Below are 12,383 nucleotides of genomic sequence, written 5' to 3' on the forward strand. Positions count from 1 at the left end.
CGCCGGCGCGGGCTGGCTGGTGGTTGCCCCGAACCTTTTCCACCGCGCCACCGCCGCCACAACCGGAGTCTTCGGCGACGAACTGTTCGAGGATTTCGACGCCTGCTTCGACTGGCTCACCCACCGCGGGGTCTTCCCCGACTGCATCGGCGCCCTCGGCTTCGACACCGCCGGCACCGCCGCCTTCCTGGTGGCCACCAACCGCCCCATCGGCGCCGCGGTGAGCGTGGGCGCCCCCGGTATCACCACCCCGCTCACCGAGCAGGCCGAAGCCTTGGTCGCCGCCGCCCCCCGCCTGCAGGCCCCGTGGCTCGGCCTGTTCGGAGCCGAATCGAGTACCCCGATGGATGAGGTCGACCAGTTGCGCGATGCCACCGCCCAGGCGGCGGTCGCGAGTCTCGTGGTGAACTACCCGGGCCTGCTGCACCGCGCCGACCAACCCGGTGCCGACGAGGACGACGCCGACGAACTCATCGACTCGCAAACCCGCATTTTCGACTGGTTCGACAGCCACCTACGCTGATCAACCAGCCGTTTTGCAGTTTCGTACCAAGCTCGGGTAGCCTTTCTGCTCGGCGGTTCGAAAGGACCGGTGCCCTCGAAGAGAAGGCTCCAGGAGGCGTGCCAGAGCGGCCGAATGGGACTCACTGCTAATGAGTTGTCCCTTCACGGGGACCGGAGGTTCAAATCCTCTCGCCTCCGCCACACCCGGTTCACCGGGTGACAACTGAATAACGCGTATGCGCCCGTAGCTCAACGGATAGAGCATCTGACTACGGATCAGAAGGTTAGGGGTTCGAATCCCTTCGGGCGCACAGAAACCGCCCCGCTACCAGCATAAACAGGTAGCGGGGCGGTTTGCATACAGGGCCGAGAGGGCAAAACGACTTACTTTCGTCTTACATTCAAGTGCTTACTTTCCCTCCGCGTACCGATCGAGCGTTGCCCGGACATCCGGCCCCCGGGTCTGACGCTGGAGGTAATGCTGCTCGGTCGTCGACAGCTTGGCGTGGGAAAGCTGCGCCTGAGCTTGCGCCGGCCCGAGGTCGTCCCGAACCAACGTCGCCACGGTCCGGCGGAAGCTGTACGGCGTCACCCACCGAAGCTCATCAGGCAAGGCAGCCCGGAGGGATCGACGCAGGTTCGCCAAGCTCATCCAACCGCCGTTCCGGTTCGCGAACACCGGCCCATCCGGATCAGCACCAGACTCCCCGAACAGGACGGTCAGCGCCTCCACAGCCAGCCTCGGAAGCACCACCGTGTGATCCGGCGCGCCACCCTTACGGAGTTCCTGGCGGTGCAGACCCTCCCCAGCGACTCGCCCATGATCGACCACCGTGCCCGCAACCGTGATCGTCGGCGGATCAGCGAGCAGCTCGACATCCGACCATCTCAGGGAAAGCACCTCGTTCGGCCGGCACCCCGTCGAGGCCAACAGGTCGACGAACTCAGGCAGCAGGCGGCCCCGGCGAGGACCGCTCACCTTCTCCTGATCGCGATAGACCCGCACCGCCGAACGCACCGCCGCGAACTCTTCCGGGGTCAATGCTCGAGCCGGAGCAGGCTTCCCCGCCTTCCGGGTCACTTCCCGGATCGGATTCACCGGCAGCAGGTCATACCGAACCGCCAGCGAGAACATGCCCAGCAGAACCACCCGCAAGGTCCGGGCCCTGGACGCGGGCAACCGGCCGATGTGACGTTCAGCACGGCTGGTCGACAGCTCACGTACCCGCAACGCCCCGAGTTGTCGGTCTCCGTACTTCGCCCACGTCTGCCGATACGCGTTCACCGATTGCGGACGGAGGTGCTCTTTGGTGGCAATCCACGCCTCGAACAGCTCCTGCAACGAGGTTCGCTCGGTGATCACCTCACCTTCCACAGGTGTGGTCCGCTTCTTCAGATGCCGGAGCAGTGCACGACGAGCATCCTCAGCACTGGAGCCGGTTCGCTTCACCTGTCGACGCTGGCCGTCCTCATCCCGGACGTACACAGAGGCCCTGAACCGACCCTTGCTCTGCTCGGTAACCGTGATCTTGCCCCACTCCCCCGGGGTCATACGCTGTCTCGGCACAGATTCATGCCGCCTGGTCGAGAGCCGCGATGTAGTCCGCCACCGCCTCTTCGGTCACGAACCGCCGACGCCCGATCTTCACCGACCGCAGCTCTCCCGAGCCGATCAGCTCGTAGTACTTGCTGTGCCCGATCGGAATACGCTGCCGAACGTCCTTCTCAGTGAGCAAACGCGCCATTATCGTGTCCTCTCCTAGGCTGCTTCCGGGATTGCGGGAATTTTGAGTTCGTCTGGTGGGCCGGCGCCGAGTAGGGCGCGGTTGTACTCGGCACGCCAGGCCAGGCGTCGAGCGATTTCGCCCATGATGATGTGATCCCGCGGTGGGGCGCTCTTGTCACCGGGTTTGACCAGCGAATATCGGAGCTTGGGGTTGTCGGGCTTTTCGATGCCGTGTTCGGCGAGCAGGGCCCGGACGAACTCCACCCGATCGGCGCGATGGTCCGGGAGGGTCTTGCCTGACCACTGTCGTGAGTTCGGGGTCCGCTTGCCGGGGATGCCGAGCAGGTCCCGGCGATGGGTTTTGCCGCGGCACCGACCGGGGACGGTTTTGTCGGTGGCGCCGAGGGGGACGATGCCGTAGCGCAGCCAGACCGGGCAGCTTTTCGAGCAGGGCACGTGCTGGAGTTCGGCGTGGAGGCGTTCGTAGTGGTCGGCGGCGCGTTGTGTTTCGGGTTCGAGGACTTCGTTGATCGATTTGGTGAGGTATTTGGTCATGTAGCCGATGTGGCGGGCGGCTTCCTGGGTTCCGCCGAGGATGCCCTTGGAATCGACCTGCTCCCCGAACCGAATCACATGCGCCGGCCGCCACTCCTCCATCTCCCCCAACACATCCAGGGCGTCTTCGATATCGAGCAGCGCGGCCCCGGAGTGCGGGTCGACGAAGGTGGCCTTGCCCGGGTCCCAGACCGGGACGAGGTCGCCGGGGTAGATCTCGTCTTGGGGGTCGAAGCGGGGCCACCACACCTGAAAGTAGGTCGCGGCCGTGACCTGTTCGATGATCTTGTGCGAGATCGCGCCCCGCAGGGCGATGTGCAGGTGCGGGGCACCGCGGCGCTGGGGTTCGATCGCGCCCCAGTACTGGACGTTGTAGCCGACCACCCGCCGCAGGTTCTGTATCCATCGGTCCACCAGGTCGGCGAAGAACGCGATATCCCGCGCTGCGGTCCGGTAGTCGTAGGTCTTGGGGTCCCGCGGTGAGCCGTCGGAGACCGGGTTGCCTTTCTTGTCGAACCCGGCGCCGTCGCGGTTGATTTGCCCGTAGCTGGGCAGGGTGAGGGTGACGAACATTGAGGGCCGGTACTTGCCGGCGAACTGGCGCCCGATGGTGTGTTTGGAGACCTTGCGGCGCGGCAGATTCGGGGCATCCTGGCGCCGGCGGGTGGAGCGTTTGCGGCGGGTCTTCTCGGTCGGGTCCAGGGCGGGCAGGCGACCGCGGAACCCGGATTCCTTCATCTCCGCATCCAGATCCGCGACCACCTCCCGGACCGCGTCCATCATCGACGTGTCGTCCTCTTCCTTGGCCCGCTGGAAGGTGTCGAAGAGATCGGAGCGGGCGGTGAGGAGGTCGATTTGGGCGTCGGTGGGTTCCAGGGGTGTGTGTTCGGGTTCGGTCTCCATGTGCCAGCCCTCGCGCAGTTGGGTGGCGCGCAGGAACTTGTGCCGCATCGCGCAGGGTTGGCACACCGATTCGAGGGAGGCTTTACAGGGGACGCCGACGTAGCGGTTCTTCCCGAGCTCGGGGTCGAAGACCTTCATGACCAGGGGTCGGGTGCAGACCCCGTATTTTTCGGCGGTGGCTTCGGCGATATCCCGGAAATCCGGCAGGCTACGACGCTGTGCCGCGGTCTGCCGGTTCGGGACCCCGCTGGTGATAGGGGTAGGAGCGGTCATCAGGCGGCGTGTCCTTCCGGCTTGGTCCAGTGGTCCACCCGCGGCAGCACCACCGCGTCAGCCAGGGCGTCTCCGTGGCGGAAGGTGAGTTCGACGGTGGCCGGCCCGATGACCGAGGCGTGGCACTGATCGGCCTTGAATGCATGGGCTACATGGTCGGTGCGGTGTTCGTAGTCGGCCGGGGCCTGCCCTTCCAGCATCCGCAGCCGGACCCGGTCGGTGGCGTGACCGATCTCGACGGCCAGCAGTCGCGGGGTGTAGGTGCGGCCTTCGGCGGTGATGGCCAGGTGGCAGGCTTTCATCAGGCGCGCCCAGTTCCGCTGATACCGCCACCAGGTCAGGAACCGGGTCCGGGCCCGCCGGGTGATCCACCGCTCGAACATCTCCGGACGCCGGCGACGCCAGAGCATGATCCCCGCGGTGAACACCACCATCAGCGCCAGCCCGGACGGCCACCCGAACAACACACCCGCGGTGATCGCCAGGGCGAGCGGGACCGAGATCGGTGGGAACAGAATCGCCCAGTGGATCGCGACGCCCGCGCCGATGATCAGATACCAGCCGGTGTTGAGGACTGCGAGGCCGAGCAGGTCAAACGGGTCTTTGCGGTCGTGGCGGTCGTGTTCGTGGTGCCGGTGGGTGGTCATGACTGGTCCTCGAAATCAATCGGGTCGAACAAGGGGAGTTGGCCGGGGCAGGGTTCGTGCAGGTTCTTGCGGACCCGGCGGGACCGTTTGCGGTGCGTGTGGTCGGTGGCCTGCACGACAAGGCGGGGACGCTCGCTCAACTCGTCGGTAGCGCCGGCCTGGGTGTTGCTCATGCCGCCCGCCCCGATCTGTCGATCCGTACCGGTGTGGCCGGGCGGGGAGACTGTCCGGACCGGGTGAGGGCGTCGTCGATGACGCCCTGCAATGCGCCGACTACAGCGATGGCGTCGTCAACGGCCATGGTCAGCTGAAGGACGGCGGCGAACTGCGACTCTTTGTGCACGGTGACCTGCACCAGGTCCCGACCATCAGGGCTCTGCTGAAGGCTGGCGAAAACCTCGCCGGTATCACGGACGCCGCCACGATCAGCCGAAACAGCGACCCGCCCGAAGTCCAGGCCCTGGGCCGGTCTCCAATAGCTACGGACCGGCTCGCTCATGCCGCCCACCCCGAATCCCCGTGATCGTCGTGGTAGGTGGTGAAGTCCCAGCCCGGGACCTGTCCGGTTTCGGCGAACATGCCCACCGCCACCGAGACCGGGTCGTGGCCGGCGCGCTCCAGTGCGCAGCGACGACGAGCCGCCGGGTCCACCACATCGTCTTTGGCGTTCATGCCGCCACCGTCCCGTCTCCCAAGTCATCGGGGTCGAAAGTTGTCGGATCGAAGGCAGGCCCGTCCTCATCCGGTCCGGGTGCGAGAGACAGCGGTTTCGGGGTCGGTTTGTAGTGCTCGACCACCCAGTCGATGTCCTCATCGGTGACCAGATAGGCGCGGGCGCGGGTGATGGAGGCTTTGCCGTCCTCCTGCACGAAGCACACACCCGGTGTGGTGGTGGGGATCTCGTCGCAGCGTGAACCCCGTTCCCGGGCGCCCTGGCCGTGGATCATCGCGACCTGAGTCGGTTCGTCCATCCCAAGGCCAATCCGGTACGGGAACAACTGCCGCTGCGGCACCGTCTCCTTCGATGGGTCGATCACCGTTTCGATGACAGAGAACAGCGGCGCCCGCCCTTGGGACAGCAGCAGGCCGTGAGCGCGTTTGAACTGGTTCTGAAGCTTGGAATCGGTGAACGCCGACAGCGTCGCCGCTTCGTCGATCAGGACCACCGTCAGCGGGTTCTCCGGTGTCGGAACCGGCTTGCGGACCTTGCCGCGGTACTTCGCTGCCGCCTCCTGCATATCGGAGACGGTTTCCTCCAGCATCGCGATCATGGTTTCGGGCATGGTGCACTCGAAGCGGGTGCACAGCGGTTCGAGGAATCCGAGTTCCATTCCGCCTTTGGGGTCGATCACCCGCAGCTCGACACGGCCGGAAGCGATGGCCGGGGCGATGCCCTGGATTATTGCCTGCAACACACCCGATTTCCCGGACCCGGTCCGGCCGCCGAGCAGGATGTGACGGCCCTGGATCGGGACCGCCCAGGTATCGCCGTCTTCGGTGACACCGACCGGCACCGCGTTCAGATCCACGTCATCGGCGATGACCGCACGGGTGGTAGCCAGTGGTTCGGCCAAGGTGTCGTTGGTCCGCAGATTCAAGCGCACGAACCCCGGGCCCGCCGATTCCACCGCGACCGTAGGGACGGCCAGATATTGGGCGATGGCGTCGCGGGTGTCGTCGTTGGTCCAGTCCTTGAGCTTCTGCCCACCCAACAGCTGAACGAGCACAGTCATGCCGGCCGGGGTGTAATCCGCAGACACCACACTCGGGAACCCGGTCTCCCACGACCCCAGACCCAGTGCCGGCCACATCAGCGCCAACTGTGCCGAATCGGTGACCACCGAAACCGCAGGACGCAAATCCAGCGGAGCAGCCCCTACCGGGTCGCCAGGGGCGGGAGCACATACACCATCGGCGCAACGCCACCGCCACATCATCAGAGCTGTAGCCGCGGCGGAACCGCCCATGATCAGCAGGTCAGGCGAGATCATCACGCCACCTCCCCCGGAGCGGAGGGCTTGCCCAGGTCGCAGAACAGACGGCAACCCTGCGCATCAGCCGGCGGAGCGGGCGGCTCGGTGCAGAACATCACGCACTTCTTCGCCGAGGGCGGCTGGTCCTCGCAGAACATCGAGCACGGAACCGGAGCGGCCACGGCATCGGCGGCAGGGACAACAGCCAGCAGCGGGACCAGGACCGCGGTAGCCAGGACAGTTTATTTTGGAGAACATCAGGCACCCCCGATCGCGAGCGGCAGCATCTGCTGAACCACCGGACGCGGACGAACAACAGGAACAGGAGGGACAGGCCGAACAGGCACCACCGCCGCCGGAGCGGGAATCGGAAGGGTCGCCGGTTCGGGAACACGGACAGGTTCAGCGACAGCCGGGACCGAGGCAGCAGGTGTCTCGGGCGCCGGGGTCAGATCAGGTTCGGGCGTGGTCTGTTCGACCGGCTCGACAGCGGGTTTCACCGCGGGAGTACGGGCTGCGCGGAACAGCATCACCACGCCGTGGGTGTCCACCAGCAGCGCTACCGGGGCAATCGCCGCGATTACCGCCGACAACCACGGATCCAGGTGCGAGCCATCGGTGAAGGCGTGCAGACTGTTGCCGGCCACCGACACGAACGCCGACACTCCGAGGACCCAGGAGAACCAGCGACGCTCGGCCGGGTGGCCGGACAGCACCATCACCGACACGGTGGCCTGAACGATGGTGCCGTCCACGATCACCGGGAACAGCCACGAATTCGCTTTCTTGATCCCGGCGAGTTGGGCGAGGTCGCGGAGGGTGTCGTAGGACAGGACGAACGCGGCGATACCGACACCGACGATGATCGCCACCGCCGCGCCTACCGCCGCCCTCATCAACCACGCCGAACGATCAGCATGTGCGCTCATCACGCGGCCTTCGATTCCCCGGACCAGGCGGCCGACACCTCGGGGTCACGCGCGGCCCGCTGGTGTTCGGCCAGGACCAGAGGCAGCTGAGCCGCCAGAACCTGGGTGTCCTCGATGCTCAGCATCAGGTAGGCGTTTTCGCCGTCGAGGCGGACGAACACCGCGGCCGGGATTTCCCGGTTGTCGGCTTCGTAGGCGGGTCGGTACTCGGCGGTGAGCCCGTCGTAGCCGGAAACGGTGGTGCTGAAGAACGACATGGTCACGCCGCCTTCCCGTTGCTGGCGTTGCCGTTGGCGGGGTTGGCCTTCGGGGTGTTGGTGTCGCCCTTGATGCCGGTCGCGCGGTAGGTGTAGCCCAGGTATTTGAACTCGCCCTGGCCCATCACTTTCGGCTCCGCGGTCAGGCCCTCGACCTCGATGAACCACATGTCGTCGGTGATCTGCTCACCGGCCGGTACCGGCTGGTGCCGGGACACGAACGTGATCTCGAACGACGCCCGTTTGCCCTTGCCCTCGCTGGCCTCGTGTGGGTCGGTGACCGTGGCCTTCCACAGCGGCAGCCCGGTGCCCTCCTGCGTCTTCGGGTTGTAGTCGATCATCTGCTCCGGGGTCGCGTTGCGGTCCGGGTTGTACTTGATCGCCGGACCGATCGGACCCATCAGGAGCAGCCGCTTCGGGAACGCCGTGCCGGACTCGATCGGAAACCGGAAACCCTTGCTGATCGCCATCATGAACTCCTTGTTGGTTGGCTGATTTCAGCTTGATTGGCCGATGCGCCACCGCGTGTGACGATGTGTCACAGCAGGTCAGGGTGGCTAGCCACCTTTAACTATAAGGCATGAATGGACTCTTGGCTAGCCACCGTGACATGCTCGTATGTATGCCGAGCAAGCATCAGCACCCAGCACGCGTGTACCGGCCGGACCCGGAGCTGTACGCGCGGGCTCAGGAAGCTGTGCAACAGGTGGGCTCCAACATGAACGCCCATGTGATCGAGTTTTTGCGCTGGCTGGCAGGCGACACCGATTCGCTGCCGGCGCGTCCCCCGGCTTCGAAAGCCGTTAGGCCAGTTAGGGGAACTCCACCAGAAGGATGATTGTCAGCGGCTTGTGAAGTTCGCGGTCGAAGCATCGCGGACAATCGCGTCGATGCTCGAACGACGCGGCGCCCAGCCAAGCTCCGCGATGGCCTTCGACGGGTCGCTGATCAAAACGGCCGGCTCCGGGGCGGGCGGACGGTGATCCACTAAGACATGCTCGCCGGTGACACGTTCAACCGCGGCAATAACGTCCCGTACGCTGCTCCCCGCACCGCTACCGATGTTGTAGGTGATGGCCCGCCCCTGAGGCGGTAGATGTTTGATTCCAGCAACGAAAGCGTCCGCGGCGTCCGCGATATGCACGTAGTCACGGACCGCCGAGCCATCACCGTTCACGCCCAATACGGATTCACCAGTTGCGGCGCGCAGGGCACGAGGCACCAGACGTGTCGGATCCGGGTCTGCCCCGCCGGCCACATTGAGCATTCGAATGATGACCGCAGAGAGGTCGCCCCGTCCACACTGCGCTTCGATCGCGAACTCTGCCGCAAGCTTGCTGCTCGCGTACGGATGGGGCGGGGCGGCCGGAAGGTCCTCGGTCATTGGCTGCCGGTCGGGTGTGCCGTATATCGAACCCGTGGAGGCGAAAACTAGCCGCTGAACATCTTCTCGGGCCATTGCGTCGAGTAGCTCGACCGTTCCCGACGTGTTGACTCGGAAGTAGCGGAGGGGACTTTCTAGCGACTCGCGCGCTCTAGTCAGCCCGGCGAGGTGACAGACGGCGTCCACATCCGCGACCGCGCGGCGCAATGATTGATGATCTAGCAAGTCTGCGACCCGAACCTCGGCGGCTCCGCTGATGTCTGCCCTCGGACTACGGACCATAGCGACCGGCGTATGGCCATGACCAGCCAGGGACGCCACCACAGCGCGACCGACGTAGCCGTTCGCACCAGTCACCAATACTCGCACGTGGCCATCATGTCATCACTGCAACAAAAGCTCACGGTGCCGCCAGGTCAGGGCTATGCAGGCAGCGGCGGCGGCGGCCAGCGGCTCACGATAGAGCGCCTGTCGCACGTTCACGTCGGTCCATCCGATGCCAACTGTCCCCGCCTCGGATGGATAGAGCTCACCCTCCGCATTGCGCGGAGCCAGGCGCGGAAATGCGGCATCGAAGACATCAGAGTCCATTACGACCGCCGTCAGAATCTCACCCGCCGGCGCGAGAGGATCAAGACCAAGACCGAAGCACCAAGCTTTCACTTTGCCGGCTTCCCGCCCCTGAGTAAGAGTGCGGAAGGGTTCTGCGTCGTAATCAACCGGAGTCCCACTGCTCCCATCGTGCTCCGGCGCGTCGAGGAACTCTTCCGAAAATTCACGCAGCATGTTGCGCCAGAGATCGAAATCGCGCGCTACGTTTCCCTGCCCGATCGCGGCCGGCTGGAACACCCCCGCCGGAATGATGTGAGTAAGACCAGCAGCGAGAGTCACCATTGACGACCCGCGGCGATGCAGAAAGAACGTGTCCCCCTCCGGAGCCCGTCGAATCGTCAGCGTATTGATGCTCGGCAGGATCGGCCTACGCCCGGGGTCGAACAGATCACCGATCCGCCGCCGGAAAGGTAGCTCCTGGAGGTCAATCCGTTCTCTTCGCTTCGCCACCCAGGCAGCTGCCGTCTCGTGCGCGACGACCTCGCATACGTCCACCATGTCGAAATAGGTGGTCAGGCCGAATGACATACGCGCCGTTTCACCATCAAAGGACGCGTTGAGCAGCCGATACGATGTCCGGTTCTCAAATAGGGCCGGCTGTGCGATGGCCCGAATTGCCTGGCTGTACCGTCCGAATCGTTCGCCGTTGGACCGCACCGGCCGGTAGGGCTCCGACTCCACCTCGCTCCCGTCGAGTTCGGGCGGAGCGGCTGCCTCGTCGAAATCCAGCATGATCGAGCTGAGATCAATAGGCTGCGGCGCCAACCATTCAGGCCGGGTGATGCACGTCGTCCCTTCAATCGGAACCACGTCCCAGTACAGACGAGCGGCGGCAGCCGTCAGTGCGTGTCGGTTCCGATTGAGCGTTTGACGAACCAACCGCCACTCCGTCACCGCGTCGTCCCTCTCCGCCTGCGCAAGATCGGGAGGGCTCATCAACCCGAACGTCTCAGGAGGAAGATCCATTGCCTCGGCGAATTGTCGGAGCTGGTCTACATCGCGGCAGACTCTGGCGCCACTGAGGTACTTGGAAACTAGGGTCCGGTCAACCCCAAGAACACGAGCCATCTCCTCGTGTCGCGTCAACCCATGTGCCCGCATGTACGCCTTGAGCACGTCACTGAGGCGCGATTGGTGCGTTGCACTCGACATGGCGCCGATCCTTCCCCTAGGTGGCTATCCACCCAACTCTAGCACCAAGACAGCCACAGACCCCGACCAAATACGTGTGGGGATTAGCCCCACGACCGGTCGGATCAGCCAGCCTCGTCGAGCGCAGAGCTAAACGACACCCCATCGGTACCCCAACCGGCCGTGGCCGACTTGAAGTGGTCCGCAAGCGCGAGTTCGCAGACCTCATGTAGTTTCACCCGCCGGCCGGCAAGTATCTGGTATTCGGCGTAGCCGTCGAGCTCCGGGGAGATTACGACCCTCTTCGTCGAGGGGTCGATTGCTATCTGTCCACTGTCGAACAGGGAGTGGATATCCCGGCGCAGGAGGATCCCCTCCTTGATCACGTGCGTCCGGTTGTCGGCGTACTTCCTCAGGTGGGCCGCTTCCAACACCACCGCCGGACACTCGCCCATGATCGCGCAGCGAAGCCCATCGCGTTCTACGAGCTGAGCCCGGAACTTACTCTGGCCGGTCCGGACCGGGACGCGCGCATCTCGCAAACCGCCCGGGACCTCCGCTACTCGTCTGATCGGCTTGGCAGTCCGAGCTCCGCGGGGTGCCCTTGCCGGCGGTGCCGTCCCGGTAACCGGAGTAATGAGGCCGATCCGGTTGAGCAGTTCCTCGAGCCCTGTCGGGTCCAGAGGCCGTATCGAGCTCTGTCGGTCATTGTTGGCGCGGAGCTCCATCAGCTTCTCAGTGGTGAGCGCCCCGTCGAGGGACCGCCAGTCCGCGGCGATATTCGCGGTGTAGTAGGTGCGGGTCTCCTCGACTTCTTTCGGCTTGGGGAACTCCGCCTTGCAGCCACTACACCGAAACTCGGGCCTGGCGCGCTTGCGCTGTTCGACCTTCGCCTGATCACACTCGGGGCATCGACGAATCGTGACTTCCACATCGTGCTTGACCGTGATCGAGCCAACGCGCGACACCCCGTGCACGAACTCGCGATCATGGACCACCACGGTGTCACCTTCTTTGACCCGCAGGCAGTTGCCGACCGTGTTGGTGTAGACGTACTGGACGCCGGCGATGTCCGGGTACCCCTCGTTGCTGTACCACTCCCGGTCCTCACCGACCGACTTGAAAGCCCATGCAGGCAACGCACCCTCCTCGATCCAAACGCACTGCGCCAGAACAGCTCAACCGTTGACGACGCACCTTAGACGCAACCACCGACAGCTACCACGTCGTTCGCGCGCAATCAGTCAGCCCGAGAGTCACGGCGTTGCCGAATTTCGCCATACAGGATCAAGAGGCGCCGGCGCTAACGCGCCCCCCGCCCGCGGGGGACGCACCCCCCCGAACCCGGCCCAAACGCCACCCCCGCCTTGATCGCCTGGCCGGCCCTGGCCACCACCGCCGCCGCGTACTGGCTGTTCACCGCGGGTCTCGCCCGGGTAAGGGCGACCACCGCGGGAGTTGCGAACATCCGCGGGGCCTGATTCGTCAG

At 65.0% G+C, this 12,383-nt stretch carries 15 protein-coding genes and 2 tRNA genes; 3 read left to right on the top strand and 14 right to left on the bottom strand.

Annotated features, from left to right (window positions below):
- The 3 genes from QH276_RS07675 to QH276_RS07685 all read left to right on the top strand — a co-directional run.
- Positions 1-523: dienelactone hydrolase family protein (locus QH276_RS07675; protein WP_280406677.1), on the top strand; the 523-nt coding region annotated here is incomplete at its 5' end.
- A 92-nt stretch (positions 524-615) separates the two neighbouring features.
- Positions 616-705 (top strand) — tRNA-Ser (locus QH276_RS07680).
- 37 nt (positions 706-742) lie between these two features.
- Positions 743-815: transfer RNA gene (locus QH276_RS07685), tRNA-Arg, on the top strand.
- 98 nt (positions 816-913) lie between these two features.
- On the opposite strand, the gene QH276_RS07690 is transcribed toward QH276_RS07685, so the two are convergent.
- From QH276_RS07690 to QH276_RS07755, 14 genes are all read right to left on the bottom strand, one after another.
- Positions 914-2,071 carry a tyrosine-type recombinase/integrase gene (locus QH276_RS07690; RefSeq protein ID WP_280398479.1) on the bottom strand — a complete coding sequence of 386 codons (1,158 nt, stop codon included), beginning with the start codon at positions 2,069-2,071 and terminating at the stop codon, positions 914-916.
- Positions 2,072-2,075: 4 nt separating this feature from the next.
- Entirely contained in the window at positions 2,076-2,249 is a 174-nt protein-coding gene (locus QH276_RS07695) for a helix-turn-helix transcriptional regulator (RefSeq protein ID WP_432278609.1), read from the bottom strand.
- 14 nt (positions 2,250-2,263) lie between these two features.
- Positions 2,264-3,961, bottom strand: a complete 1,698-nt coding sequence (locus QH276_RS07700) for a replication initiator (protein WP_280398477.1) — start codon at positions 3,959-3,961, stop codon at positions 2,264-2,266.
- Positions 3,961-4,608 (bottom strand): hypothetical protein, encoded by a 648-nt coding sequence (locus QH276_RS07705; RefSeq protein WP_280398476.1) that lies wholly within the window; start codon positions 4,606-4,608, stop codon positions 3,961-3,963. Before QH276_RS07705 ends, QH276_RS07700 begins: the two co-directional genes overlap by 1 nt.
- Positions 4,605-4,781: a hypothetical protein gene (locus QH276_RS07710; protein WP_280398475.1), complete on the bottom strand. Its 177-nt coding sequence runs from the start codon at positions 4,779-4,781 to the stop codon at positions 4,605-4,607. The genes QH276_RS07705 and QH276_RS07710 overlap by 4 nt, the downstream gene beginning before the upstream one ends.
- The gene (locus QH276_RS07715; protein WP_280398474.1) at positions 4,778-5,107 is read right to left on the bottom strand and encodes a hypothetical protein; all 330 of its coding nucleotides are present in this window, start codon (positions 5,105-5,107) and stop codon (positions 4,778-4,780) included. Before QH276_RS07715 ends, QH276_RS07710 begins: the two co-directional genes overlap by 4 nt.
- Positions 5,104-5,280, bottom strand: a complete 177-nt coding sequence (locus QH276_RS07720; protein WP_280398473.1) for a hypothetical protein — start codon at positions 5,278-5,280, stop codon at positions 5,104-5,106. The genes QH276_RS07715 and QH276_RS07720 overlap by 4 nt, the downstream gene beginning before the upstream one ends.
- Positions 5,277-6,599: an FtsK/SpoIIIE domain-containing protein gene (locus QH276_RS07725; protein ID WP_280398472.1), complete on the bottom strand. Its 1,323-nt coding sequence runs from the start codon at positions 6,597-6,599 to the stop codon at positions 5,277-5,279. The genes QH276_RS07720 and QH276_RS07725 overlap by 4 nt, the downstream gene beginning before the upstream one ends.
- 239 nt (positions 6,600-6,838) lie before the next feature.
- Entirely contained in the window at positions 6,839-7,510 is a 672-nt protein-coding gene (locus QH276_RS07730; protein ID WP_280398471.1) for a DUF2637 domain-containing protein, read from the bottom strand.
- Complete coding sequence (locus QH276_RS07735) at positions 7,510-7,767, bottom strand: hypothetical protein (RefSeq protein ID WP_280398470.1); 258 nt, start codon at positions 7,765-7,767, stop codon at positions 7,510-7,512. Before QH276_RS07735 ends, QH276_RS07730 begins: the two co-directional genes overlap by 1 nt.
- 2 nt (positions 7,768-7,769) lie before the next feature.
- Positions 7,770-8,237 carry a hypothetical protein gene (locus QH276_RS07740; protein WP_280406678.1) on the bottom strand — a complete coding sequence of 156 codons (468 nt, stop codon included), beginning with the start codon at positions 8,235-8,237 and terminating at the stop codon, positions 7,770-7,772.
- Positions 8,238-8,608: 371 nt separating this feature from the next.
- Entirely contained in the window at positions 8,609-9,520 is a 912-nt protein-coding gene (locus QH276_RS07745) for an NAD-dependent epimerase/dehydratase family protein (protein ID WP_348536951.1), read from the bottom strand.
- Between the two features lie 15 nt (positions 9,521-9,535).
- Positions 9,536-10,915, bottom strand: coding sequence for a helix-turn-helix domain-containing protein (locus tag QH276_RS07750; protein ID WP_280398468.1), 1,380 nt, complete (start codon positions 10,913-10,915; stop codon positions 9,536-9,538).
- 104 nt (positions 10,916-11,019) lie between these two features.
- Positions 11,020-12,033 (bottom strand): HNH endonuclease signature motif containing protein, encoded by a 1,014-nt coding sequence (locus QH276_RS07755; protein ID WP_280398467.1) that lies wholly within the window; start codon positions 12,031-12,033, stop codon positions 11,020-11,022.
- Positions 12,034-12,383: the final 350 nt, after the last annotated feature.

It is taken from the genome of Nocardia carnea (genome assembly GCF_029869215.1).
Taxonomy (GTDB): Bacteria; Actinomycetota; Actinomycetes; order Mycobacteriales; family Mycobacteriaceae; genus Nocardia; species Nocardia carnea_B.

Coding starts and splice junctions, on each gene's coding strand:
- QH276_RS07695 (WP_432278609.1), bottom strand. CDS start 2,249: ATGGCGCGTTTGCTCACTGAGAAGGACGTTCGGCAGCGTATTCCGATC.
- QH276_RS07700 (WP_280398477.1), bottom strand. CDS start 3,961: ATGACCGCTCCTACCCCTATCACCAGCGGGGTCCCGAACCGGCAGACC.
- QH276_RS07705 (WP_280398476.1), bottom strand. CDS start 4,608: ATGACCACCCACCGGCACCACGAACACGACCGCCACGACCGCAAAGAC.
- QH276_RS07710 (WP_280398475.1), bottom strand. CDS start 4,781: ATGAGCAACACCCAGGCCGGCGCTACCGACGAGTTGAGCGAGCGTCCC.
- QH276_RS07715 (WP_280398474.1), bottom strand. CDS start 5,107: ATGAGCGAGCCGGTCCGTAGCTATTGGAGACCGGCCCAGGGCCTGGAC.
- QH276_RS07720 (WP_280398473.1), bottom strand. CDS start 5,280: ATGAACGCCAAAGACGATGTGGTGGACCCGGCGGCTCGTCGTCGCTGC.
- QH276_RS07725 (WP_280398472.1), bottom strand. CDS start 6,599: ATGATCTCGCCTGACCTGCTGATCATGGGCGGTTCCGCCGCGGCTACA.
- QH276_RS07730 (WP_280398471.1), bottom strand. CDS start 7,510: ATGAGCGCACATGCTGATCGTTCGGCGTGGTTGATGAGGGCGGCGGTA.
- QH276_RS07735 (WP_280398470.1), bottom strand. CDS start 7,767: ATGTCGTTCTTCAGCACCACCGTTTCCGGCTACGACGGGCTCACCGCC.
- QH276_RS07740 (WP_280406678.1), bottom strand. CDS start 8,237: ATGGCGATCAGCAAGGGTTTCCGGTTTCCGATCGAGTCCGGCACGGCG.
- QH276_RS07750 (WP_280398468.1), bottom strand. CDS start 10,915: ATGTCGAGTGCAACGCACCAATCGCGCCTCAGTGACGTGCTCAAGGCG.